General features: G+C 70.6%; 21 protein-coding genes and 5 pseudogenes. 7 read left to right on the forward strand and 19 right to left on the reverse strand.

Going from position 1 to position 24419, the window contains the following annotated elements; all coding sequences use genetic code 11:
* Nucleotides 1-26: 26 nt before the first annotated feature.
* The 9 genes from ABT263_RS27945 to ABT263_RS27985 are packed head-to-tail and all read right to left on the reverse strand — an operon-like array spanning nucleotide 27 to nucleotide 8013.
* The gene (locus ABT263_RS27945) at nucleotides 27-908 is read right to left on the reverse strand and encodes an amidohydrolase family protein (RefSeq protein WP_352294432.1); all 882 of its coding nucleotides are present in this window, start codon (nucleotides 906-908) and stop codon (nucleotides 27-29) included.
* Entirely contained in the window at nucleotides 905-1216 is a 312-nt protein-coding gene (locus ABT263_RS27950) for an L-rhamnose mutarotase (RefSeq protein WP_329485071.1), read from the reverse strand. The genes ABT263_RS27945 and ABT263_RS27950 overlap by 4 nt, the downstream gene beginning before the upstream one ends.
* Nucleotides 1213-1869, reverse strand: coding sequence for a LutC/YkgG family protein (locus ABT263_RS27955; protein WP_352294434.1), 657 nt, complete (start codon nucleotides 1867-1869; stop codon nucleotides 1213-1215). Before ABT263_RS27955 ends, ABT263_RS27950 begins: the two co-directional genes overlap by 4 nt.
* On the reverse strand, nucleotides 1866-3317 hold the full coding sequence (locus ABT263_RS27960) for a LutB/LldF family L-lactate oxidation iron-sulfur protein (RefSeq protein WP_352294436.1): 1452 nt from the start codon (nucleotides 3315-3317) through the stop codon (nucleotides 1866-1868). Before ABT263_RS27960 ends, ABT263_RS27955 begins: the two co-directional genes overlap by 4 nt.
* Complete coding sequence (locus ABT263_RS27965; protein WP_352294438.1) at nucleotides 3314-4054, reverse strand: (Fe-S)-binding protein; 741 nt, start codon at nucleotides 4052-4054, stop codon at nucleotides 3314-3316. The genes ABT263_RS27960 and ABT263_RS27965 overlap by 4 nt, the downstream gene beginning before the upstream one ends.
* Nucleotides 4054-5052, reverse strand: coding sequence for an aldo/keto reductase (locus tag ABT263_RS27970; protein ID WP_352294440.1), 999 nt, complete (start codon nucleotides 5050-5052; stop codon nucleotides 4054-4056). Before ABT263_RS27970 ends, ABT263_RS27965 begins: the two co-directional genes overlap by 1 nt.
* Nucleotides 5049-5810 carry an SDR family NAD(P)-dependent oxidoreductase gene (locus ABT263_RS27975; RefSeq protein ID WP_352294442.1) on the reverse strand — a complete coding sequence of 254 codons (762 nt, stop codon included), beginning with the start codon at nucleotides 5808-5810 and terminating at the stop codon, nucleotides 5049-5051. Before ABT263_RS27975 ends, ABT263_RS27970 begins: the two co-directional genes overlap by 4 nt.
* Nucleotides 5807-7150, reverse strand: coding sequence for an L-fuconate dehydratase (locus ABT263_RS27980; RefSeq protein WP_329485064.1), 1344 nt, complete (start codon nucleotides 7148-7150; stop codon nucleotides 5807-5809). Before ABT263_RS27980 ends, ABT263_RS27975 begins: the two co-directional genes overlap by 4 nt.
* Before the next feature lie 11 nt (nucleotides 7151-7161).
* Nucleotides 7162-8013, reverse strand: a complete 852-nt coding sequence (locus tag ABT263_RS27985; protein WP_352294444.1) for a fumarylacetoacetate hydrolase family protein — start codon at nucleotides 8011-8013, stop codon at nucleotides 7162-7164.
* A gap of 510 nt (nucleotides 8014-8523) precedes the next feature.
* Between ABT263_RS27985 and ABT263_RS27990 the strand changes: the two genes are divergently transcribed.
* The 5 genes and pseudogenes from ABT263_RS27990 (at nucleotide 8524) to ABT263_RS28010 (ending at nucleotide 14209) form a co-directional block, all read left to right on the forward strand.
* Nucleotides 8524-9570 carry a sugar ABC transporter substrate-binding protein gene (locus ABT263_RS27990; RefSeq protein WP_352294446.1) on the forward strand — a complete coding sequence of 349 codons (1047 nt, stop codon included), beginning with the start codon at nucleotides 8524-8526 and terminating at the stop codon, nucleotides 9568-9570.
* Between the two features lie 84 nt (nucleotides 9571-9654).
* Nucleotides 9655-11220 carry a sugar ABC transporter ATP-binding protein gene (locus tag ABT263_RS27995; protein WP_352294447.1) on the forward strand — a complete coding sequence of 522 codons (1566 nt, stop codon included), beginning with the start codon at nucleotides 9655-9657 and terminating at the stop codon, nucleotides 11218-11220.
* A complete protein-coding gene (locus ABT263_RS28000) occupies nucleotides 11204-12235 on the forward strand; it encodes an ABC transporter permease (protein WP_329485059.1) in 1032 nt (343 codons plus the stop codon). Before ABT263_RS27995 ends, ABT263_RS28000 begins: the two co-directional genes overlap by 17 nt.
* A gap of 164 nt (nucleotides 12236-12399) precedes the next feature.
* Nucleotides 12400-12816: pseudogene (locus ABT263_RS28005) on the forward strand (FadR/GntR family transcriptional regulator); the annotation flags it as partial.
* Between the two features lie 355 nt (nucleotides 12817-13171).
* The gene (locus ABT263_RS28010; protein WP_352294449.1) at nucleotides 13172-14209 is read left to right on the forward strand and encodes a sugar ABC transporter substrate-binding protein; all 1038 of its coding nucleotides are present in this window, start codon (nucleotides 13172-13174) and stop codon (nucleotides 14207-14209) included.
* A gap of 137 nt (nucleotides 14210-14346) precedes the next feature.
* Here the strand turns inward: ABT263_RS28010 and ABT263_RS28015 are convergent.
* A pseudogene (locus ABT263_RS28015) lies at nucleotides 14347-14682 on the reverse strand (AMP-binding enzyme); the annotation flags it as partial.
* A 92-nt stretch (nucleotides 14683-14774) separates the two neighbouring features.
* Between ABT263_RS28015 and ABT263_RS28020 the strand changes: the two are divergent.
* Nucleotides 14775-15203 (forward strand): glutamate ligase domain-containing protein, encoded by a 429-nt coding sequence (locus tag ABT263_RS28020; protein WP_352294451.1) that lies wholly within the window; start codon nucleotides 14775-14777, stop codon nucleotides 15201-15203.
* Nucleotides 15204-15465: 262 nt separating this feature from the next.
* On the opposite strand, the gene ABT263_RS28025 is transcribed toward ABT263_RS28020, so the two are convergent.
* The 9 genes and pseudogenes from ABT263_RS28025 to ABT263_RS28065 form a co-directional block, all read right to left on the reverse strand.
* Complete coding sequence (locus tag ABT263_RS28025) at nucleotides 15466-15927, reverse strand: cysteine/serine endopeptidase inhibitor (protein ID WP_352294453.1); 462 nt, start codon at nucleotides 15925-15927, stop codon at nucleotides 15466-15468.
* Between the two features lie 315 nt (nucleotides 15928-16242).
* A complete protein-coding gene (locus ABT263_RS28030) occupies nucleotides 16243-16665 on the reverse strand; it encodes a VOC family protein (protein WP_352294455.1) in 423 nt (140 codons plus the stop codon).
* A gap of 29 nt (nucleotides 16666-16694) precedes the next feature.
* Nucleotides 16695-17123 (reverse strand): SgcJ/EcaC family oxidoreductase, encoded by a 429-nt coding sequence (locus tag ABT263_RS28035; protein WP_352294457.1) that lies wholly within the window; start codon nucleotides 17121-17123, stop codon nucleotides 16695-16697.
* Entirely contained in the window at nucleotides 17120-17731 is a 612-nt protein-coding gene (locus ABT263_RS28040) for a hypothetical protein (protein WP_352294459.1), read from the reverse strand. The genes ABT263_RS28035 and ABT263_RS28040 overlap by 4 nt, the downstream gene beginning before the upstream one ends.
* Before the next feature lie 758 nt (nucleotides 17732-18489).
* A pseudogene (locus ABT263_RS28045) lies at nucleotides 18490-19041 on the reverse strand (transposase); the annotation flags it as partial.
* A gap of 113 nt (nucleotides 19042-19154) precedes the next feature.
* Nucleotides 19155-20624 (reverse strand): group II intron reverse transcriptase/maturase, encoded by a 1470-nt coding sequence (gene ltrA / locus ABT263_RS28050; protein ID WP_352294461.1) that lies wholly within the window; start codon nucleotides 20622-20624, stop codon nucleotides 19155-19157.
* 596 nt (nucleotides 20625-21220) lie between these two features.
* Nucleotides 21221-21730: pseudogene (locus tag ABT263_RS28055) on the reverse strand (winged helix-turn-helix domain-containing protein); the annotation flags it as partial.
* 253 nt (nucleotides 21731-21983) lie between these two features.
* Nucleotides 21984-22121 (reverse strand): hypothetical protein, encoded by a 138-nt coding sequence (locus ABT263_RS28060; RefSeq protein WP_352294465.1) that lies wholly within the window; start codon nucleotides 22119-22121, stop codon nucleotides 21984-21986.
* 519 nt (nucleotides 22122-22640) lie between these two features.
* A complete protein-coding gene (locus tag ABT263_RS28065) occupies nucleotides 22641-23627 on the reverse strand; it encodes a LysR family transcriptional regulator (RefSeq protein WP_352294467.1) in 987 nt (328 codons plus the stop codon).
* A 501-nt stretch (nucleotides 23628-24128) separates the two neighbouring features.
* On the opposite strand from ABT263_RS28065, the pseudogene ABT263_RS28070 reads away from it, so the two are divergent.
* A pseudogene (locus ABT263_RS28070) lies at nucleotides 24129-24419 on the forward strand (hypothetical protein); the annotation flags it as partial.

Here is a 24419-nt window from a genome sequence, read left to right on the forward strand (position 1 = left end):
TCACGGGCGGCGGCGCGGGCCCCGGTTCAGGTGGCGGTGACGCCCGGAACGGGTACGTCGAGGCCGTAGACCAGGACCGCGTTGCGCCGGAACACCGCGTCCCGCTCGCCCGGACTCAGCCCGGCCACGAGCTGCTCGGCGGTCCGCACGACGTCGGAGTAGCCGGCCCGAAGGGTGCACACCGGCCAGTCGGAACCGAAGAGCAGCCGCCGCGGGCCGAAGGCGTCGAGGACGGTGTCGGCGTACGGCCCGAGGTGCTCGCTCCCCCAGCGGCCGGGCGCGGCCTCGGTGACCAGGCCGGACAGCTTGCACACGGTGTTGGGCAGGGCGGCCAGACGGCGTACGTGCCCCGCCCAGGGTTCGAGCGCCCCGGTGGCGATCGGCGGCTTGCCCAGGTGGTCGAGGACGAACGTCAGACCGGGCATCCGGGCGGCCGCGGCGGTGGCGGCGGGCAGCTGGTGCGGCCTGACGACCAGGTCGTAGGCGAGGCCCGCCCCGGCGACCGCGCGTAGCCCGCGGTGCACGTCGGGCCGCAGCAGCCAGCCCGGGTCGGGCTCCTCCTGGACCTGGTGCCGGATGCCCACCAGCCGGTCGCCGCCTGGTCGTTCACGCAGGGCGGCGAGCGCGTCGGCGACGTCGGGGGCGGTGAGGTCGGTCCAGCCGACGACGCCGGCGACCAGGCCGCCGCCGGCGGCGAGGGCCAGCAGCTCGGAGGTCTCCCCGGGGACGCAGACGGTCTGGACGACGACGGTGGCGCTCACACCGGCGGCGCGGGCCCGCGGAGCCAGGTCCTCGACGTGGAAGGAGCGGGCGAGCGGGGCGAGGGCCGCACCGGTGATCCAGGGCTGGGGCCTCGCCGCGAGGTTCCAGAGGTGGTGGTGCGCGTCGACGGTCCCGGGGCCGGTCACAGCTCCCACACCGCCCGGAGCCCGGCCGCGGCACCGCCCTCACCGTAGTCGTGCGCGACGTCGAGGAGTTCGCCCATCCGCGCCTGCCAGGCGACGTTGACCGGAAGGCGCTCCAGTTCGCCGAGCAGCCGGGCGTAGTCCTCGCATTCGAGCAGGTGGAACAGCTCGCAGCCGCTGCGCCAGATGGTCCAGGAGTTGACGCCGGCGGCGCGGATGGCGGCGGTGAGTTCGGCGGGCACCGCGCGGTGGGCGGCCTCGTACTCCTCGATCCGGTCCTCGCGGACGCGGGTGTGCAGGGCGATCCTCATGACGGCTCCGGGTCCGGTCGGGTGGGGTCGACGATGATGACGTGCAGGGTGCGGGGGCCGTGCACGCCCTCGACCCGGTCGAGTTCGATGTCGCTGGTGGCGGACGGGCCCGAGACGAAGGTCAGCGGGAGCGTCGGATCGAGGCGGGCGAGGGCCTCTGGGACGTCGTCGGCGATCTGGCCGGCCCGGATGACGCACAGGTGGTAGTCGGGGACCAGGGTGAGCGCACGGCGGCCCTGGCCGGGGCCGGTGTCCAGGACGACGGTCCCGGTGACGGCGATGCCGGCGGCGGCGAGGGTGACGGCGCCGTCCAGGGCGTCCAGCTCGGGAACGTCCAGCGGTTCCGGGTGCCACTGCCAGTCGCCGGGCGGCAGCAGCTCGACGGGGAAGCCGTCGGGCAGCGCCAGACGGACGGCGGCGCGGGCGGTGAGGGCGGAGGCGATGGCGGCCGGCAGGCCCGCCCGGTCGGTGCGGGTGACGGTGGCGCGGTAGTCGGCGACCCGCTCGGCGAACAGGGCGACGACGTCCTCGCCCGGTTCGGTGTGGCGGCGGCGGTAGGCCCGGGGCACCGGGACGTCGTCCGGGTCCTCGCCGGCGGGGACGTCGGCGAGGGCGGCCCGGATGCGGCCGAGGACTGTTTCACGGCTGCTCATCGTTCGCCTTCCCGGTTCTTGCGCCACCAGGTCCGGAAGGACTCGGCCGGGGGCACGGGGGTGTCGCGGGTGTCGGACCAGCCGCGCAGCGGGCCCGGCAGCCGGCCGATGCGGCCGTGGCGGGCGAGGGCCCGGCCACCGAGGGCGGCGGCCTTCTGGGCGGCGCCGAGCAGTCGTGGGGAGCCGAGGACGGCGGCGGCCGCCCTCATGGCCGGCGCCTCCGCACCGCCCGTCCCGCTCTCGACGACCTCGGCCCGCAGGTGGACGAGCACCTCCGGGATGTCGATCTTCACGGGGCAGGCGTCGTAGCAGGCCCCGCAGAGGGTGGAGGCGAACGGCAGGCTCGCGGCGTTCTCGACGCCGACGAGCTGGGGGGTGAGGACGGCACCGATCGGGCCCGGGTAGACGGAGCCGTAGGCGTGGCCGCCGGTGCGCTCGAAGACCGGGCAGACGTTGAGGCAGGCGGAGCAGCGGATGCACGCCAAGGCCTGCCGTCCGACCCGGTCGGCGAGGGTGTCGGTGCGGCCGTTGTCGAGCAGGACCAGGTGGAAGGTCCGCGGGCCGTCGCCGTCGGTGGTGCCGGTCCAGGTGGAGGTGTAGGGGTTCATCCGCTCGCCGGTGGAGGAGCGCGGCAGCAGCTGGAGGAAGACCTCCAGGTCGGACCAGGTGGGGACGACCTTTTCGAGGCCCATGACGGTGATCAGCGTCTCGGGGAGGGTCAGGCACATCCGGCCGTTGCCCTCGGACTCCACGACGACGACCGTACCGGTGTCGGCGACGGCGAAGTTGGCCCCCGAGACGGCCACCTTGGCGGTGAGGAACCTGCTCCGCAGATGGCGGCGGGCCGCCTCCGCGAGGTCCGCCGGTTCGTCGGTCAGGCCCTCGGGAGCGGGCCGCCCCCAGTGGCGCATCTCGGCGGCGAACAGGTCGCGGATCTCGGTGCGGTTCCGGTGGATCGCGGGGACGAGGATGTGCGAGGGCCGGTCGTCGCCGAGTTGGACGATCAGCTCGGCCAGGTCGGTCTCGTAGGCGTTGATGCCGGCTTCGGTCAGGTGTTCGTTCAGCCCGATCTCCTGGGTGGCCATCGACTTCACCTTCACCACCTCGCGCTCGCCGGTCGCGAGCACCAGTTCGGTGACGATGCGGTTGGCCTCGGCCGCGTCGGCGGCCCAGTGCACGATGCCGCCCGCCGCGGTGACGGATGCCTCCAACTGCACCAGGTAGCGGTCCAGGTGCCGCGAGGTGCGCCTCTTGATCGCGGCGCCGGCGTCCCGCAGCTGCTCCCAGTCGTCGAGTTCGGAGGCGACCGCGAGCCGCTTGTCGCGGATGGTGGCGGTGGCGCGCTTGAGGTTGGCGCGCAGTTGGGTGTCCTTCAGCGCCCCGCGGGCGGCGTCGGGGAAGGAGGGGGCGCCCAGCCAGACGACGCCGCGGTCACGGTGGTCGCTCACGGCGCGGCTCCTTCGGTGGCGGCGAGGATCTCGGCCAGGTGCATGGTGCGCACGGCGGCGCGCCGGCGGGACAGTCCGCCCCCGATGTGCATCAGACAGGAGTTGTCGGCGGCGCACAGCACCTCGGCCCCGCTGTCGAGCACCGCGTCGCCCTTGTCGGCGAGCATCGCGGCCGAGGTGTCGGCGTTCTTGACGGCGAAGGTGCCGCCGAAGCCGCAGCACGAGTCGGCCGCGGGGAGGTCGACCAGGTCGAGGCCCTCGACCTCGCGCAGCAGGCGCGAGGGGCGGTCCCCGAGCCGGAGGCCGCGCAGCGAGTGACAGGTGGGGTGGTAGGCGACCCGGTGCGGGAAGCGGGCCCCGACGTCCGTGACGCCCAGGACGTCGATGAGCAGCTCGGTGAACTCGTGCACCCGGGGCACCAGGTCCTCGACCTGCCGCTGGAGGCCGGGGTTCCCGTACTTCCGGGCCAGCAGGGGATGGTGGTCGCGGACCATGCCGGCGCAGGAGGCGGAGGGGGTGACCACGGCGTCGTAGTCGGCGAAGGCCCGGGCGAAGCGGGCCACCAGCGGTACGGCCTCGGGGCGGTAGCCGGTGTTGAAGTGCAGCTGCCCGCAGCAGGTCTGGTCCCGCGGGAACTCGACGGTGTGCCCGAGCCGTTCGAGGAGGGTCAGCACGGCCCGGCCGGTGCCGGGGTACAGGGTGTCGTTGAAGCAGGTGATGAACAGGGCGATGCGCATCAGCTCTCCCGCGCCGGGGTGGGGACGTCCGCCGGCAGTAGACCACGCTCCTTGAGGTCCGCCCAGAGCGCCGCCGGAACCGGGTGGTCGAGCAGCGCGGCGGCGTCCCGGACCTCCTCGGCGCTGCGGGTGCCGACCAGCACGCTCGCGACGGCCGGGTGCCCGAACGGGAACCGCAGGGCGGCGGCGCGCAGCGGTACGCCGTGCTCCGCGCAGACGGCCTTGAGCGCGGTGGCGCGGGCGAGCAGCTCGGCGGGGGCCGCGGTGTAGTCGAAGGTCGCGCCGGGGCGCGGGTCGGCGAGCAGGCCCGAGTTGAAGACGCCACCGACGACGACGCCTACGCCGCGCCGGTGGGCCAGCGGCAGCAGTTCGGCCAGTCCGCACTGGTCGAGCAGACTGTAGCGGCCGGCCAGCAGGACGACGTCGAGGTCCGTCTCGCGGGTGAACCGGGCCAGCATCCCGGCCTGGTTCATACCGACCCCGATCGCCCCGAGGACGCCTTCGGCGCGCAGGCGTTCCAGCTCGGGGTAGGCCTCGGCGAGCGCCTGCTCGGCGTGGTCGTCGGGGTCGTGCAGGTAGGCGACGTCGATCCGGTCCAGGCCGAGGCGTCGGAGGCTGTCCTCGATGGAACGGCGCACGCCGCCGGCGCTGAAGTCCCAGACGCGGCGGTGGGTGGCGGGGACGGCGAAGCCGTAGGCCAGGTCGTCGCCCCCACCGGCGGGGGTCGGCTCCAGCAGCCGGCCGACCTTCGTGGACAGCGTGTACTCGCCCCGGGGCAGGGTGCGCAGCACGGCGCCGAGCCGGCGCTCGGACAGGCCCAGACCGTAGTGCGGGGCGGTGTCGAAGTACCGTACGCCGCACTCCCAGGCGGCGGTGATGGCCTGTTCCGCGCGGTCGTCGCCGACCGCGGTGAACAGGTTGCCGATTCCGGCGGCGCCGAAGCCGAGCTCGGTGACCTGGACCGGCGTGCGGCCGAGGGGGCGGCGGCGCGGCTTCACGGGCGGGGCTCCGGTCGCAGCCGCAGGCCGGCCATGCCGCCGTCGACCGCCAGGGCCGTGCCGGTGACGCTCTCGGCCGCCGGGGAGGCGAGGTAGGCGATGGCGGCGGCCACCTCCTCGGCGGCCACCAGACGTCCGGTGGGCTGGCGGGCGTTCAGTGCGGCGCGTTCGGCGGCCGGGTCGTCGGCGGCGCCCAGCAGTCGCGCGACCCACGGGGTGTCGACGGTACCGGGGTTGACGCAGTTGACCCGGATGCCCTCGCGGACGTGGTCGGCGGCCATCGCGAGGGTGAGCGAGAGGACGGCGCCCTTGCTCGCCGAGTAGAGCGCGCGCCGCGGAAGGCCGGCGGTGGCGGCGATGGAGCAGGTGTTGACCACGGAGGCGTGCACCGAGCGGCGCAGGTGGGGCAGGGCGGCGCGGGTGGTGCGGACGATGCCGAGCACGTTGACGTCCAGGACGCGGTGCCACTGCTCGTCGGGGTTGTCCTCCAGCGTCCCGACCGCGCCGACGCCTGCGTTGTTGACCAGGATGTCGATCCCGCCGAGCGCCCGGGCCGCCGCCTGGACGGCCGAGCGCACCGAGCGGTCGTCGGCGACGTCGGCGGTGAAGCCGCGCAGCGGGGGGCGGGCGTCGGTCGGGTCGAGGTCCAGGACGGCGACGTCCGCTCCGCGCTCGCCGAGCAGTCGGGCGGTGGCCAGGCCGATGCCGGAGGCTCCGCCGGTGACCAGGGCGGTGAGCCCGTCGAGGTCGGTGGTCATGCCCGGCCCCCCTGCGCCGCCGGCTCCGACGGTTCCGCGGCCCAGAACGCGCCGCCCGGGTAGGTGTAGGTGTCGATGGTGGCCCGGTGCATCGTCGCGGAGAACCCGGGCGTGGTGGGGGCCCGGTAGCGACCGTTCTCGATCACCACCGGATCGAGGAAGTGCTGGTGGAGGTGGTCGACGAACTCGATGACACGGTCCTCGTCCGTGCCGGACAGCGCGACGTAGTCGAACATCGACAGGTGCTGGACGAGTTCGCACAGTCCGACGCCGCCGGCGTGCGGGCAGACCGGGACCCCGAACTTGGCGGCGAGCAGCAGGATGGCGAGGTTCTCGTTGACGCCGGCCACCCGGGCGGAGTCCAGCTGGAGGACGTCGATGGCGCCGGACTGGAGCAGCTGCTTGAAGATGATCCGGTTCTGCACGTGCTCACCGGTGGCGACCTTGATCGGGTGGACCCCCCGCCGGATCGCGGCGTGGCCGAGCACGTCGTCCGGACTGGTGGGCTCCTCGATCCAGTACGGGTCGAACTCGCCCAGGGCGTTGGTCCATTCGATCGCCTCGTCGACGTTCCAGCGCTGGTTGGCGTCGATCGCCATCCGGATGTCCGGCCCGACCGCCTCGCGGGCGGCGCGGCAGCGGCGGGTGTCGTCCGCCAGGTCGGCGCCGACCTTCAGTTTGATCTGGGTGAAGCCGTCGGCGACCGCCTGCTTGGCGAGGCGGGTGAGCTTCTCGTCGCTGTAGCCGAGCCAGCCGGGCGAGGTGGTGTAGGCGGGGTAGCCGCGGCGCAGCAGCTCGGTGGCCCGCGCCGGTGCGCCGCGCTTGCCGTTGCGCAGGAGTTCCAGCGCCTCGTCGGGAGTCAGCGCGTCCGTGAGGTAGCGGAAGTCGATCTGAGAGACCAGCCACGCCGGGTCCGCGTCGGCCAGCAGCTGCCACAGCGGCTTGCCCTCGCGCTTGGCGGCGAGGTCCCACACGGCGTTGACGACGGCGCCGACGGCCATGTGCATCACGCCCTTCTCGGGGCCGAGCCAGCGCAGTTGGCTGTCACCGATCAGGTCGCGGTACAGCGAGCCGGGGTCCGCGCACAGCCCGGTGACGGGGCGTCCGACGACGTGTTCGCGCAGCGCGTCGATCGCGGCGACCTGGACGTCGTTGCCGCGCCCGATGGTGAAGGCGAAGCCGTGGCCCTCGTGGCCGTCCGCGCCGGTGCGCAGGACGACGTAGGCGGCGGAGTAGTCGGGGTCGGGATTCATGGCGTCGGACCCGTCGAGTTCCCGCGAGGTGGGGAAGCGGATGTCGTAGGTGTCGACGGCGGTGATCCGCGCTGTGGTTGCGGACAACTCGGTGCCTTTCACGCGTGGGAGAAGGTCTGGCGCTGCGTGCCGAGGCCGTCGATGCCGAGTTCGACCGTGTCGCCGGCGCGCAGGTAGGGAGTGCCGGGCAGGCCCAGCGCGACGCCGGCCGGGGTGCCGGTGTTGATGACGTCGCCGGGCCGCAGGACCATGTACTGGCTCAGGTACCAGACCAGGTAGGGCACGTCGAAGACCATGTCCTTGGTGTCGCCGTCCTGCCGCACCTCGCCGTTGACGGCCAGGCGCAGGCCGAGCGCCCGCACGTCGCCGACCTCGTCCGGGGTGACCAGCCACGGACCCAGTGGATTGAACGTCTCGCAGGACTTCCCGAGGTCCCACTGGGCGGAGTAGTCGAGTTGGAACTCCCGCTCGGAGACGTCGTTGCTGATCGCGTAACCGGCGATGTGGTCCGCCACGTCTTCCGGGCTCGCCAGGTAACGGGCCTCCCGCCCGATGACGACCGCGAGTTCGACCTCCCAGTCGGTCCTGGTCGAGCCCCGGGGGATCAGCACCCGGTCGTAGGGGCCGACCACGGTGGAGGCGTCCTTCAGGAAGACCACCGGACGGTCCGGGACGGCCGCCCCGGTCTCCTCCGCGTGATCGCGGTAGTTGAGGCCGATGCAGACGACCTTGCCGGGGCGGGCGACGGGGGCGCCGGTCCGCAGGCCGGCCGGGTCGAGGGGCGTCAGCTCCCCGGCGGCCAGGGCCGCCCGGGCGCGGTCGATCCCGCCCGAGGCGAGGAACGCCCCGTCGATGTCACCGGTCAGGGCCGAGAGCGCGAACACCCGCCCGTCCTCGCCCAGGACCGCCGGAACCTCTTTCCCCGCCGGCCCGATCCGCAGGAACCTCATGCTGTCTCTCCCAGGTCACTCCGGAGGCCGTGGCTCTCCATGGGCCGATACATCGGATGAATCAGTGATGCCCAGACGATACGGAGCGACCTCGCATATCGCAAGAAGTCCTCCGATGTCTTCCTGGCGACACCGGGTGAGGCCCCGTCAGAAGCTCCCAAATCTCGCAGCTCAGAGCCGATATGACGGTGCGTCGTGACACATCCGGGAAACTCGGATGTCACGGTTGTGAATCATCCGAGGTTTTCTCTTGTCAGTCAGCTGTCAGGCTCATAAGGTCCTCCGTATCGCAAGGCATCCCATGACTACGGGACGCGCGCTCCGGTGTCGTCTGCCGCCCCGATCGCCGCGACCAGGAACCGGCTCCCCTCCCGGACCAGGGCCGGAGAAGGCGGCCGGCTTCCCCTCCCGCCTCGCCTCACCGGGACGGGCTTCGCACCCCTCCCGCCGCGCCGGTTCCCCTCACCGCCGTGGAGGACCCGGCCAATCCCAGCCAAGGAGATCTGCACCATGAAGTTCCGCTCCTCCGGAACCGCGGCCACGCTCGCCGCCGTCGTCGTCCTGGCGGGGTTCGCCACTGCCTGCAACCGCGGTAGCGCCTCGGACTCCTCCGCCGGCGGCAAGCCGGCGATCGGCGTCGACCTGCCGCGCGCGGACTCCGACTTCTGGAACTCCTACGCGCAGTACGTCAAGCAGGACGCCTCCGCCCAGGGCCTGAACACCCTGCCGGTGAGCAACTCCCAGAACGACGTCACCAAGCTGGTCGCCAACGTCCAGGTGTTCCAGAACACCGGCGCCAAGGCCGTCGTGATGGCACCTCAGGACACCGGTGCGATCGCCTCCACCCTGGAACAGCTGTCCGCCCGGAAGATCCCGGTGATCAGCGTCGACACCCGCCCCGACAAGGGGAACGTCTACATGGTGGTGCGCGCCGACAACAAGGCGTACGGCACCAAGGCCTGCGAGTTCCTCGGCAAGCAGCTCGACGGGAAGGGCAAGGTCGCCGAACTCCAGGGCGCTCTGAGCTCCATCAACGGACGCGACCGCTCCGAGGCGTTCGCCGCCTGCATGAAGGAGAAGTTTCCCGGCATCGAGGTCATCGAGCTGGCCACCGACTGGAAGGGTGACGTCGCCTCCGCGAAGCTCCAGTCCACCCTGGCCGCCCACCCGGACCTGGGCGGCGTCTACCTCCAGGCCGGCGGCGTGTTCCTGCAGCCGACGCTGGCCCTGCTGCAGCAGAAGGGCCTGCTCAAGCCCGTCGGCCAGCCCGGCCACATCGCGATCGTCTCCAACGACGGCATCCCGCAGGAGTTCGACGCGATCCGCAAGGGCGACATCGACGCGACGGTCTCCCAGCCGGCCGACCTCTACGCCAAGTACGCCCTGCACTACGCGCAGGCCTCGGCCGAGGGCAAGACCTTCCAGCCCGGTCCCACCGACCACCAGTCCACCATCATCCAGCTGCCCAACGGCCTGGAGGACCAGCTCCCCGCCCCCCTGGTCACCAAGGAGAACGTCGACGACCAGAGCCTCTGGGGCAACAACGTCGGCAAGTAGTCCCCGCCCCCGGTGAACGGCGGTGCCGTCCGAGCCTGCGGCCACCCGCCGCCGTTCACCGGAGCCCTCGGAAAGGACCCCGCCATGGCGGACCCCAGCCCCGGACGGGGCCCCGTCGTCGAGGCCGACGGGATCAGCAAGCGCTTCGGCGCCACCGTCGCCCTCAGCGACGCCCGCATCTCGGTCGCGCCCGGCGAGTCGCACGCCCTGGTCGGCCGCAACGGCGCGGGCAAGTCCACGCTCGTCTCGGTGCTCACCGGCCTGCAGAGCCCGGACACCGGCACCCTGCGGTTCGGCGGCGAGCCCGCCCCGGCACCCGGCGACACCGCTGCCTGGCGCTCCAGGGTCGCCTGCGTGTACCAGCGCTCCACCGTCATCCCCGCGCTGAGCGTCGCCGAGAACCTGTTCCTGAACCGGCACGGCCCCGACGACAGAGGCGCGCTGCGGCCGATCGGCTGGAAGCGGCTGCGCCGGCGCGCCGCCGAGCTGCTGTCCGAGTACGGCGTCGACGTCGACCCGACCGTTCGCGCCGAGGACCTGACCGTCGAACAGCGCCAGTTCGTGGAGATCGCCCGGGCGCTGTCCTTCGGTGCCCGCTTCATCATCCTGGACGAGCCCACCGCCAAGCTCGACGCCCGCGGCATCGAGCTGCTCTTCGACAAGCTGCGCTCGCTCCAGGAGCAGGGCGTCGCCTTCTTGTTCATCTCCCACCATCTGCAGGAGGTCTACGACCTCTGCTCCACTGTCACGGTCTACCGCGACGCGCGCCACATCGTCACCGCGCCGGTCGCCGAACTCGATCGGCGGGCGTTGGTGGAGGCGATGACCGGGGAGAGCGCCCGGGGCGGCGAGCCGTCCTGGGCGGTGACCGGCCGGACGGGCACCCACCGGGCCCCGCTGCTGACCGTCACCGGCTTGAGCCTGGTCGGCGCCTTCCAGGACGTGACCCTGACCGCGCGGGCCGGCGAGGTCGTGGGCCTGGCCGGCGCGGCCGCCAGCGGCAACGTCCGGTTCGGCGAGACCGTGGCCGGCCTGCACCGCCCCCAGACCGGGACCATCACCGTGGCCGGCCGTCCGGTGCGTACCGGGCGGGTCCCCGCCGCCCTCGCCGCGGGCATCGGGTTCGTTCCCGAGGACCGGCACCTCCAGGGCCTCATTCCGCAGCGCAGCGTCGCCGAGAACGCCACCCTGACCGTCACCGACCAGCTCGGCCCGTTCGGCACCGTGCTGCCCTCGCGCACCCGGGCCTTCGCCCGGCGGATGATCGACGAACTCGACATCAAGACGCCCGGGCCGGCGGCCCCCGTGTCCGCGCTGTCCGGCGGCAACCAGCAGAAGGTGGTCATCGCCCGGGCGCTGGCCACCGAACCGCACGTCCTCATCGCCGTCCGGCCCACCAACGGCGTCGACGTGAAGTCCAAGGAATCCCTGCTCGGCACCGTCCGCCAGGTCGCCGACGCCGGGCGAAGCGCCCTGATCGTGTCCGACGAACTCGACGACCTGCGGGTCTGCGACCGGGTCCTGGCCATGTTCCACGGCCGCGTGGTCGCCGAGTTCGAACACGGCTGGAGCGACGAACAGCTGGTCGCAGCCATGGAGGGCCTGGCTGGCCCGATTGACACGAAGGAACGCGATGTCTCCCACCACTGAGGTCCGCGCGCGCCCGGCGAGTGCCGTCACCGCGCCCGCCGACCGCCGCTTCACCCTCGCCCGCTACCGCGACCTGTCACTGGTGCCGGTCCTGCTCGTCCTGGGCGTCATCGGCTTCGCCGTCTCGCCGGCCTTCCTGACCTCCGACAACCTCCTGGGCGTCGGTCAGCAGGCCACCGAGCTGAGCCTGCTCGTCCTGGCCGAGGCGCTGATCCTGATCGCCGGCCGGATGGACCTCTCGCTGGAGTCCACGATCGGTGTGGCCCCGGTCATCGCGGTCTGGCTGGTCCTGCCCGACCACGGCGCGCGCTTCAACGGCCTGGGGCTGTTCCCCTCCTGGACGGCCGTCCCGCTGTGCCTGGCGGTCGGCGCGCTCATCGGCGCGGTCAACGGCTTCCTGATCCTCAAGCTGCGCCTGAACGGCTTCATCGTCACCCTGGGCGCGCTGACCCTGCTCCGCGGGCTCCAGGTCGCCGTCTCCCAGGGGCAGTCGATCGTCAACCTGCCCGGCTCGTTCACCTACCTGGGCGGCGCCCGCTGGTTCGGCGTCCCGGCGGCGATCTGGATCTGCGCCCTGCTCTTCCTCGCCGGCGGGTGCGCGCTCGCCTGGCTGCGCCACGGCCGCGCGCTGTACGCGATCGGCGGCAACCCCGAGGCCGCCCGTGCCGCCGGCATCCGGGTCGACCGGATCACCTGGACGGTGCTGGTCCTCGGCGGCCTGGTGGCCGCCTTCGCCGGCGTCCTCTACACGGGACACTACGGGTCCATCTCCGCCGACCAGGGCAACGGCTGGATCTTCCAGGTCTTCGCCGCCACCGTCATCGGCGGCGTCAGCCTCAACGGCGGCCGGGGCACGCTCTTCGGCGCCCTGACCGGGGTGCTGACCCTCCAGCTCGTGGTCAACGTGATGACCCTCGCGGGCGTGCCGCCGCTGTGGAACCAGTTCCTCAACGGCGCGATCATCATCGTCGCACTGATCATCTCCCGCTTCGCCTCCGGCGAGAAGCAGGAGTGACGGGTCGTACGGCCTGCGAGCCGCGGCGGCGCGGCCGGGACCGGGACCGGGTCCGGCCGGCCGCGCCGCCGCGGCCTCGCCCGACCCCCGTAGGCGCGAGCACCCGGACGCGGGAGGCGATCACCATCGGGGTGACGGGCGAGGCCATCGAGAAGATCAAGGGCATGATCGTCTCCGGCGTCCTGCAGCCCGGTGGCCGGCTGCCCAGCGAGGCCGACCTGGCCGACCGGCTCGGGCTGTCCCGCGGCTCGCTGCGCGAGGCCGTGCGAGCGCTCACCGCGATGCGGATCCTGGTCCCCCGACAGGGCGACGGCACCTACGTCTGCGGGCTGGAGCCGCACCTGCTCCTCGAAGCCCTGGCCTTCGCCGCCGACGTCTCCCACGGCCGCACCGCCCGCCAGCTCCTCCAGGTCCGACGACTGCTCGAACCCCAGGTGACCGCCCTCGCCGCCGGCCGGCTCACCGACGACGAGCTGTTGGCGCTCCGGGCGATCCTCGACCGGAGCGCCACGGACATCGGCATCGAGGAATTCGTCGAGCTGGACATCGACTTCCACCGCGTCATCGCCGACGCCGTCGGCAACCCGGTGCTGTCCACCCTGCTCGGCGTCCTCTCCACCCACACCCAGCGGCTGCGGATCGTGCGCGGCGCCCTCCTCCGGTCCTGCGCCGCGGGCACCCGGATCCCCCCCCGCCCGCGAGCAGGCCCACCTGGAGCACGAGGCCCTCTGGCGGGCTCTGGTCGACCGCGACGCCCTGCGCGCCGCCGGCGCCAGCACCGTGCACGTGGCGGCGGTCGAGGACTGGCTCGCCACCGGAACCACCACCGACCTCCGGGGCCCCGGCACCACCGCCTGACGGCGACGTGCCGAGACCCCGGCCCCCGGCGCCTCGCCCCGATCCGCCGGACCCCTACCACCCAGGACGTTTCGCCACATGAAGACACGTACCACCCGGACCGCCTGCACGGGCGGCGTCGTCGTGCTCCTCGCCGGGTGCCTCGGCGCCTGCGGAAGCTCCGGCGGGCCGAGCGGCTCCGCCCAGCAGATCGGCATCGACATCCCCCGCACCGACTCCGACTTCTGGAAGGCTTACGCGAAGTACCTCCAGCAGGAGATCGGCGCCCAGCAGTTGGACGTCCTGCCGCTCACCCACTCCGAGGGCGACGAGGCGAAGTTCACCGCGAACATCCAGGCGTTGCAGCGCCGCCGCCCCAAGTCCATCGTGATGGCGCCGCAGAACACCGTGACCACCGATGTCACGCTCTCCGGGCTGTTCGCCGCGAACATCAACGCGATCAGCGTCGACACCGAGCCGGAACACGGCAACGTCTACATGGTGGTGCGCACCGACAACAAGGCCTACGGCACCAAGGCCTGCGAGTTCCTCGGCAAGCAGCTCGGCGGCAAGGGCAAGGTCGCCGAACTCCAGGGCGCGCTCAACTCGGTCAACGGCTACGACCGTTCCGAGGCGTTCGCCACCTGCATGAAGCGGAACTACCCCAAGATCCAGGTCATCGAGCTGCCGACCGACTGGAAGGGCGACGTCGCCGCCACCAAGCTGCAGTCCACCCTGGCCACCCACCCCGACCTGAACGGCATCTACATGCAGGCCGGCGGGGTGTTCCTCCAGCCCACCCTCGACGTCCTGCGCCAGAAGGGCTTACTCAAGCCCGCGGGCCAGAGCGGCCACATCACCATCGTCTCCAACGACGGCATCCCGACCGAGCTCGCCGCCATCCGGGAGGGCCAGATCGACGCCACCGTCTCCCAGCCCGCCGACCTCTACGCCAAGTACGCCCTCTTCTACGCCCGGGCCGCGGCCCAGGGCAGGTCCTTCCAGACCGGGCCCACCGACCACCAGTCCACCATCATCCAGCTGCCCAACGGCCTGGAGGACCAGCTCCCCGCGCCCCTGGTGACCAAGGACAACGTGAACGATCCGGCGCTCTGGGCGAACCACCCCGTGGGCTGAGACCCGGACCGGCGCACCGGACCAGGTCGGCAACCGCCCCGGCGCCCCACGCGCGACACCACCCGAGCACGCCACCGGCAGCGGGCGGACGCCGACCTGCGCACCGACGCCCGCCCGGCGCCCGGCCGCTGGAGCAGCCGGACCGGCGGCGCGATCTCGCGCTTGAGGATCTTCCCCGTCGGCCCCCTTGGGCAGCACCTCCGTCGTCCCCACCAACCGCGGGTACTTGTAGCCCGCGACCCGGACGCGCACGAACTCGCGTACCTCCTCGGCGGTCGCCCCGGCGCCGGGCCGCAGCACGACCACCGCCGCCTCCTGCCCGTGCGTCGGGTGCGGCACGCCGACCACCGCGGCCCCGGCGAGCGCCGGGTGCCGGTACAGCACCTCCTCGACCTCCCGGGGTGGACGTTGAGGCCGCCCCGGATGATGACGTCCTTGCTGCGGTCGACGATCCGGAAGTCCCCGCGCCCGTCCGGAGCACGGACGAGGGCGAGAGTGGCGGCCCCGAGGACGGCCTGCTCTCGCCGACGCCCTCAGCACCGCGGTGGCCTCCACCGGCTCCCGGATGCAGCGCCACGACCGCCCGGACGGCGTCACCGTCATCGACGACGCCTACAACGCCAACCCCGACTCGATGGCCGCCGCGCTGCGCGCCGTGGCCGCGATGCGGGGCGGGCGGCGCACCGTCGCGGTGCTCGGCGAGATGCGCGAACTCGGCCCGGCGTCGGCCGCCGAGCACCGCACCGTCGGCGCCCTGGCCGCCGAGCTCGGCACCGACCTGGTGGTCGCGATCGGCGACGGCGACGCCGAGCACACCGCCGCCGGAGCCCGCGCCGGCGGCGCCGAGACCCACTTCGTGGCCGACCGCCAGTCCGCGGCCCGCCTGCTGGGGGATCTACTGCGCCCCGGCGACCTGGTGGTGGTGAAGGCGTCGCTGTCAGCCGGACTGCAGGCACTGGTGAAGGATCTGGGACTCCTGACCCACGCCGAGTAGCAGGTCGTCGGATCCGACTCGGCGTCGCGCACGGCGGTGGCCCACTCGCAGCGCCCCCGCCGAGGTGGAGGGCCCCCAACCCGTCGCGCGTGGTCCGGCCGGACCACGCGGTCCCAAGGCTCTGCCGCTACTCATCAGCGGGCGTCGCGGCTGTTCATGCTGCCCCGGGAGGTTCAACGGACGGGATCGCCAGGACGCCAGCTGCCGCAGCGTCCGTGCCCGGCCTGCTGGAGGATCAGACCAGGCACGGCGCGGAGCAGCTCTACTTGCCGGAGCGGGAGTGGTCCGCCGGCACCTGACCCAACCAGTTTCCGACGAACTCCCATTGGACGTTTATGACTCCCACGTTGGGGTCGGCGAGCTGTTGGAACGCGGGGAGGCTCAGGTCGATGTGGCTACTGTCGCACGACGGGCACTTGTCGGCGACCGGGACGGTGATCGTCCTGCCCTGGTAGGTCACTCGAACCCAAACGCCCCGGCAGAGACGGTCGTTGTTCGGGTTCGGGCTGGTCCAGTAGGCGGCGGGAACAGCCACCAGGAATTCGCGGGAAGCGTCGATCTGGGTACCGCACGCGCCGTACCCGGCGTCGTTGTAGTAGGTCGCCCTGCCCTGGACGGACTGGGCAGTGGCGCTGTCCGCGACGGCAGGGCCGGTGCCAAGCGCCATGATGGCGGCCGTGGCGAGCAGGGCGGAGGGCCACTTCCGGCGGCGTGATTTGTCCATGACATTTCTCCTTGCATGTGGGGCTGACAGGGAAAGAGGTTCCGGACTGGTCTTGCTGCAGAGGGCGATGTGCGCCTCGACTCGGCGCACTGCGAAAGGGGCGCGTCAAAGCGTGGATCTCCGCGCATCGTCGTGGCGGGTGCGCCCTTCTCTGCGCTCACGATTATGATGATGTCCAGTCAATTTGAGAGTCACGCCTGTGCGGGGGATATCCCTCATGAGTACTGCTCCTCGGCCGAGGATGAGCCTCACGGACGGCGTGCAAGGCTTCCGCCCCCCGGGTGCCTCGGCCCGGACTCATCCGGAGATAGTCGATCAGCCGTTGTCGACCGGCGGTTGCTCTGCGGGGGACGGATCAGTGCCTCCGAAGCCGTGTGTCGACAGGTCGAACCAGTTTCCCTCCGGATCCATGGCCCGGTACTCGGCGAACGGGCGGGTGGTGAAGCGCTCCGCGGGCTGGGAGCTTCCGGCCGCGATCAGTGCCGCGGACGTGTCCGACGTGTCGGCCACATGGAAGCCGAAGTGGTTCATCCCCAGCGGTGTGTCACCGTTCAGCCGGTGCTTGATCAGGGCGAGGTTGAAGTAACCGTCGGAGAGGAAGCAACTGCCGTCGGGGTCTTGGTGGAAGAGTCGCATGCCGAGGGTTTCGGTGTAGAACCGCGCGAGCTTCATGGGGTCCTGGGCGACGATGGCGAGGTGCCGGAGTCGGGGCTTGTGCGTGTTGGGCAGGTCGGACACGTGTGCCTCCTTGGGCTCATCGGGGTTGGTCAGGGCGCCGGCGTGCGGACGGGAACCATGTTGTGAAAGGCGGTGATCTGCCAGGCCTTCGTGCCGGAGACCATCGTTCGCTCTACGACAGCCAGAGCGTGAGTGCCGGCAATGGTGGCTCCGTCGAACGCTGAGACGGTGGACTCGACGGTCACGGTCGCGAGGTCCGGGTTCAGGTACCGGATGGAGCGGATCACCGTGTCGAGCCTGGTGGAACGGTAGGTCGATCGGAAGAGGCGTCCGTGTCCTTCGGAGATGTCTGCCCTGCCGCGCATCCTCTCGCCCCGCACGGTGGTGAAGTCGCAGTTCTCCGTGAAGACCGCTGCGAATCCCTCTGCGTCTTCGGTGGCCCATGCCGACCTCATCGCATCCCATAGGGCGTGGATCTGTGATTCTGCTGTCGAGTTCACCGAGTTCACCGAGTTCACCGTTCCATCGTCACGTCAGCCGTTACCAGAAGGGGTATTCGGTGGCACTGGTCGTCGGGCTCGCTGGGCGGTGACCAGGCCGCGAGTGAGTGGTACATCGCAGAACCTCGGCGCTCCAGGTAACAGATGAGGTTGACCGGCCAGCTGGTGCGGCCGAAGGTGTGCTGGTCCATCGGGGTCGGATGGTCGCTGAGAACCAGGTGCCGTTCGGACGGGGGCCCGATGCGATGCCAGTCGGGGTGCAGGTGGATTGAGCCCAGCAGATCCAGGCCGTCCGCCTCGGCTTCCCGGGAGATGCTCAGGAGGTCGCTCGAGTTCACCCACCATCCGCGGGCCTCGTTCTCGTAGGCGGTGCCGAACCGCGGAATGATCGAGGCGGTGAACTCGACTCGTGCGGCGGGGTCCTCAGTTCGCGCGTTACGGGCGAAGGCTATGCGTTCCACGGCGAACGTATTGCCGTGCGCCGACCCCAGGAGGAGTGCGAAGCACGGGAGGGGCGATCTGGAGGTGATGAACTGGTACTTCTCGACGGCTGCGGTGAGGAACTCCCGCAGCACTTCGTCCTGGAGCAGAACCCTGGGCGGTTCGCACCGTGGAGCGTTGTCCATGTCGAATCCCTGCTGAGGTCGTGCGTCGGCTAGCTGAAGGTGAGGAACCAGCGGGTTGGCTTGCTCCTGGCTGAGGTTGTTCGATGGCCGACTTGGAGTCCCGCACGGTGGCACCTGGGCCGGCAGCACCCTCCACTGCGGGCGGTGGCAGCTCTGTTCGCCTTCAGGGCCGAGCGCGGTCGGGCTCGTTGTGAGGCATGACCCGCCAGGAAGAGTTCGACCGTCGCGCGGTGATCCGGCTGTGCGATCGCCTTGTTGTCACGGGGGTCTGACGCACAGCAGAGACCTCGGCTTCGAAGTGCCAGGTCGGCACTTCCTCGTAGAGGTGTCGTGTCCTGGAACCGAGTGAGCTTGGACGCCTGTGCAAACCTCGGCGTATGATCCCGCGAGCAACGTCAGACCATATGCCCGGAAGCGTACTTGACGATGCCGGGTCAAAGTCAACGCTCGACGGCCCGGAACTCCAGTCGCGCTCCTGCCGGCCAGCTGGCAGCCCTCATGGCCCCGTTCGCGCGGGAATCCCCCCGAGAGGGAGAAGACGATGATCAAGCACTTGTAGGACCAATTCTGCGATCGATCGGTTCTCGCAGTCGGGTGAGTAGATCACGGTATGTTTCCCCGTACGCCGGGGCGCGCCATCGCAGACAGGTGAGCAGCGCAGCGGCCGAGATACGGTTCGGAGCATCGACCCGAGCCGCGGGTTTCGACGGTGTCGTGTCCCTGCAGCGCCGCAAACGGTGTACCTGTTACTGAGGTTTTCAGGGTGGGGTCGGTGGTCTGAGAGTCAGGCCGGTGGCGGTCAGGCATCCGTCGATCAGGTGGGGTCGGAGTTGGATTCGGCGCAACTCGCGGCGGAGTGTGCGGTCGAGGTCGTCGGGCGTCCCGAAGGCGGTGTTCGCCATCGCTCTGCGCACGAGTGACCAGATGGCCTCGACGGGGTTCAGGTCGGGTGCATAGGGCGGGAGACGGACTGTGGTGAGCCAGTCGTGTTCGGCCTCGTACCGTTTCAGCCCTGCTGACAGGTGGGTGTTGAGATTGTCCCAGACGACCACGATCGGTCCGCCGAGTTGGATGTGGGCCCGGACCAGCAGGTCGCGGTAGTCCTTCCAGGAGAAGCTCTTGCGGGCTCCCTTGAGGAGGAGGTGGTTGCGGGGCCGGTAGATCAGCCGGCTCTCGCCCGGGCGATAGCAGCACAGGGCGGCGATCGAGGTCCGGCGGCGGGATCTGCCACGGACCCGGACGACGGGGGTGTCTCCGCGTCGGCCCCAGGTGCGGGCGCTGGGCGGCGTCATGGAGAATCCGGCTTCGTCGCTGAGTAGGCCCGGGGCGCGGTGCCGGGATTGCTCCCGGTCCGTTTCCCCGGACCTCTCGCCGAACCCGCCGTGCGCCTCTCAACGCAACGGGCTCTCCACGGTCTCTGCCGTCAGGCGGTCTCGGGGACCCAGGGGTTGGGGATCTTGTTGCCGCGGTAGCGATACCGGGTGACCGGGATCGCGCTGATCTTCCGCAGCTTGATCTCGCCCGCCGCGATCGGAAGCCACCGCCCGCTGGGGGTGGTGAATCGTCGGCGGAAGTCCCTCCAGTTCCAGCGGTGCCGTTCACGCAGCAGGCGGACGAGTCGCCACCAGATGATGTCGTCCACCTTGGTGAATACGTGCTTCGCGACGGCGTGCCGGAAGTAGTGGGCCCAACCCTGCGTGGCTCTGTTCAAGTTGATCAGCACCACAGCCAGGTCCTGCTGCGACGTTCTGTGGGTCAGGGAACGGATCTTCGCCTTGATCGACCGCAAGGGCCGGTCGGCGATGAAGGTGTAGACGTACCACTTGTCCGTTCCCCTCTTGCGGCGCCACTGGATGTGGAACCCCAGGAAGTCGAACCCCTCGCTCAGATGCACCACCTGGGTCTTGGCCGGTGACAGCCGTAGCCCCATCGGTGCGAGCACCTGGGCGATCTCCTCGTGCAGTGCCTCGGTGTCCTGCCTGGTCCCGTGGACCAGGACGACGAAGTCGTCCGCGTAGCGGACCAGCCGCCACGAGGGCAGGCCCTTGGCCCGGCGTCGTCCGCGCCTGTACTCGGTGGACAGTTCCCCGCCGCTTTCCCATGCCCGGTGCAGGTGTTCGTCGAGCACCGACAGGGCGATGTTGGCCAGCAGCGGGGACAGGATGCCCCCTTGCGGCGTGCCGGTATAGGTGTTCTGAAGTTCCCCGAGCTCGTTCAGCAGCCCGGACTTCAAGAACGCCTTGACCAGCGCCAGCACGCGCTTGTCCTTGACCCGCTTCCGGACCCGGTCCATCAGTGCAACGTGATCGATCTCGTCGAAGCACGCCGCGATATCCGCGTCCAGCACCCAGCGGTAGCCGCAGGTGCCATACAAGTGGATCTCGGCAATCGCGTCCTGAGCCCGCCGCTTGGGCCGGAACCCGTAGGAGGCCGGCTTGAAGTCGGCCTCGAAGATCGGCTCCAGCACCAGCTTCAGCGCGGCCTGCACGACCCGGTCGGCGATCGTGGGAATCCCCAGCCGCCGCACCTTCCCCGACCCGCCCGGCTTGGGAATCATCTTCTCCCGTACCGGCAGCGGCCGGAACGCGCCCGCCTTGAGCTGGGCACGCAGGTCGTCCAGGAACCCGGGAACGCCGAGCGCTTCCTCGATGTCGGCGGCTGTCAGGCCGTCCACGCCAGGAGTTCCGGCTCCCCGGTTGCCCGCGACCCGGTCGAACGCCGCGATCAGCGTCGCCGGGTCGTGCACGAGGTTGAACAGATCGTCGAACCGGCGGCCGGGATCGGCCACCGCCCAACGGTGAAGCTTGGCCTGCATCTCCGATACCCGCTGGCGCGGCCCCACCGGGGCCGCCTCCAGCAGAGCGCCGCTGTTCAGCGGTGCCTCTTTCGGCATTGCAGCCTCCATCCCTTCTCGGTACCGCTGCCGCCCTTCCCCATGCACCGGGCTTTCCCCGGCTCGGAGTACTACGGCGGCTCCGCCCCATCCGGCCCGTTCGGCAGTCGATGCGCCTATCCCCGGCCGGGCACTGGCCTTGCACGACAGGGGAGTTGAGACCGGATGGTTCCCGTGTTCACTGCATTTCGCTCGACGAAGTAGGAGCCCGACTGTGTCCCTGCGGCATCGCCACGAGTACGCCGTAGACCTTCCTCGTGGCCTCCCGGCCGGCTTCGAAAGACCGACCAAGGAGTTCCCCGCCGACCCGCGACGAGTGCGCACCGCTTCCGGCCCAGATCCGCCAGGTTCGAGCCGATGACATCGTTAAGAGACGTAAAGACGCCGGTTCCTCGCGTACTCCTCTTCATCCCGCTCGCCGGACCCGCGCCATCTGGCAGTACTGGCACGTCCCGGCTTTGTCAGGGCCGCTCCCGCCCTCCCCGGCATCACCCGGATCAGGCTGCCCTCAGCTCCACCTCCCTGCTACGACAGGCCAGCGGTGGAGGTCTCTCACCTCCACACGAAACACAGCGCCTCACGGCGCAACTCGAAGACGATCCAGCCGCCACACGCCGCCCCGATGCTTTTACCCGCGGCCACACCTCCTTCTTCCACAGCTCCACCGCATGCTCGTCACGCTCGAGGGCCCTGCGGGCGGGTGCCTGCCAGGACCAGCCGCGCCGTTTCAGCAGCCGCCACACCGTCGGGATCGAAAGACTGAGCTGCAGCCGGCGCTGAATCACGCTCCGCACCCGGGCCAGCGTCCACCGTTCATCCGCGAAACCATGCGCGGTCGGCCCCTTGCCGAGTTCCTCCTCAAGCACGGCGAACTGGGCGTCGGTGACAGTCGGGGAGTTGGCCGGCCCCGCTGAGCGCAATGCCTCCATCCCGCCCTCGCGCCAGGCACGGCGCCAGCGTTCCACCGACCGCACGCTCACCCGCAGATCCTTTGCGATCACCGTGGTCTTCTCACCCACCGCGAACCGCATCCCGGCCTGGAACCGGATCCCCTCACGAAACGCCCGACGCTCAGCGGTCAGGCCCCCACCCTCCGGATACCTCACACCAACGGCATACCGCAGGGATCATGAACCGTCACTACCCGACGACAACCCGAAATCCTCAGTAGGAGCCCGAAGGTCGGAGGAAGCCGACCGTCCCCAGGCGGGTCTCCCACCCTTGCCCGCCGGGGACGGTCGGCTGCCGAATCGTGCCGTGGAAGGCCGATCCGCTCGTGGTCCGGCTGTCCGACAAGGGACGATAAGCCGGCTCCGGTCACTCGTCGTCGCCGACAGCGCCTGCGGCAGGGACGGGAGTTCAGTTGTCGATGAGACGCTCGTCGACGAGTACCACGTCGAACCGGTAGTCGGTTCGACGTCGACGGGTGGGCTTGCAGCGCCCGTCGTCGTCGCCCGCGTCCTGGAGTCGCAATGGTGCGGGACGGGAGGTGGACAATCGTGGCTGCGGAGGGCAGGCTACGGTCGACCCCGACCCCCGCGGCAAGCAGGCAGGCTGCAACTGCGGAAACGCGCAGGACACGGGCGCTACCCCACCGCTGCATGATCCAACGCGCAACAGGCATCGCTTTCAGGCTTCCGGCGGCAGGCGCGAAGAGAGCCAAGCACAGGGTTCCGTCGCCGGTGCCGGGTCGCTCCCGAGTCTCAGGGATTCTCTGAGCCCAGTTTCCCAGCAGCGCACCGTTGACCGCGAAGATCGTGGAAACCGCCAGACGTGCGGGGCACGAGCCGGCGGGGTGGTCGGCGGAACCGGCCGGAGCGCGTCGGCTCAGTCGAGGCACGCTTGGCGGGTCTGCCATTCAGGTCACCCCTTCCCGGTCCGAGGCCAGCTCGCCACCGCCGATTTCCCGACACTCGGGATCCGTGGAACGCGGCTATGCTGCAGCGCTGGTCCCACATTCGCCACATCGCGGGTATTCGGGTCCTTATATGTCGAGGTGGCGGTGTGCCTTCCTGCTCATCCGCCGACGGTGGCGGCGGACGTGGTCGGCCTGCCTGGTGCCACCGCAGCGGCGATTGGCGGCGGATCAAGGCTCGGGAGCCCGGGCGGGCCGGCGGCGCCGGCTACAGGGCCCCCCCAACCGGCCGCTTCCGCGAGTAGTGTCTTGCGGGCCTCCGACAGCCCCGGGCTCTCGAAGCCGCGCCGGGTCGCGAGATAGAGGGTGTTGAGTGGAGGGTAGAGCGGATGGTGGATCTGCTCGATCAGCCCGTCCGTCAAGGCCTGGTGCGCGATGTAGCGCGGAAGTACGGAGAAGCCGGCTCCCGCGATCACGTTGTCGAGCACGGCCCGCAGATCCGGAACGATGAGAGCGGCGGAGTTGGACGGCCTGCACCCGAACTCGCTGCGCCAGTAGCGACGGATGATCGGCAGCTCCTGCGAGTAGGCGACGAGCGGCAGATGTGCGAGTGCCTTCACCGGCTCGGTCGCGAGCTTGTCCAAGTCCATGGTGTGCATGAGCGCGGGTGAGGCTACGAGCAGGAACTCCTCGTCGACGAAGGGCACGGCGTCGATGTCGGGGTGCCTCGGGCGTGTGGAGGCGATGACAAGGTCGACCTGGCCGTCAGCAAGGGCGTCGAGAAGTCCGTGCGAGAAGCCCAACGTTGCCCGGACGCGTAAACCGCGGGCGATGAGGCCGGCCAACGCAGGCAGCACCCGCAACGCCATGACCTCGCTCGCGCCGGCGATGCGCAGATCGCCCTCCAACAGTGCTTCGCGTTCCGGGCGCAGGACTCCCCGCAGCCGGTCGAGGTGCAGTCCGACCTGGACCGCCAGAGCACCCGATCGTGCGGTCGGTGCAGCTCCCCTGGCGGAGCGCACGAACAACTTCTCGCCGAGATGTGACTCCAAGCGGGCGAGTTGACCGCTCACGGCGGGCTGACTGACGCCAAGGCGCTCCGCAGCGGCCGACAAGGACCCCGAACGGTAGATCTCGAGAAACGCCACAAGCAGATCCAGGCCTGGTGCAGACAATTCAACCTCGCACTATAAGGACGGTGATTCCTCACCGGGTGACACCCTGCTCGGGCGGGTAGCACGATGAGGCAGGTGCCCGGTGCACTACGATCGTGGGCAGCTCAGGCCAGTGTGTCGGCGGTGGACGAGTGCGGATCGCTGTCACGACCGGAGACAGGATGTCTCACTGCCGAGGCGTGCCGAGAGGACGATCGGAGCACCTGCCGCCGACCTGCTCCGAGGGGCGGACGGCGGGTCGACCGAGTGCCGGAGGTGCTTCCAGTCGTGATCCGTCAGTGCATGGGCAACAGAGCCCCCTCAGGACCTGTGCGCACGCTGCCCCGTCAAGATTGTCATGCTACATGTCGGATGTGGGGCTCGGAACTGCCTCCGGGAATCCCCTCAGCACATGGCCCGGATGCCACGCCACACACCCCGAGATGTAATGCAGTCCGGACGCGGGGAGACCCCCTCGATCTCAGGAAGGCCGTCATGACCGAATCCACGTCGAAGGCAGCTCGTCAGGGAGCCGCTGACTCACGCGCCCACACATTGGCCCGGGGCCGCGGATCATCCATCGAGCTGTGGGACGGCAGAACTCTCCTCGACGCCGCCTCAGGAACCTTCAACGTCCCTCTGGGCTACGACCACTCCCGAGTGGTGGGTGCGATACGAAGGCAACTCCTGGCTAGTGCTACGTTCCTCAAAGCAGGTATACGTAGCGGCGTCGTAGTTGTCGGATTGGCGGAGCTGGACGGCCCCATATCCAGGGACGGGCACGTG

It is taken from the genome of Kitasatospora sp. NPDC001603, assembly GCF_040298365.1.
Classification (GTDB): Bacteria; Actinomycetota; Actinomycetes; order Streptomycetales; family Streptomycetaceae; genus Kitasatospora.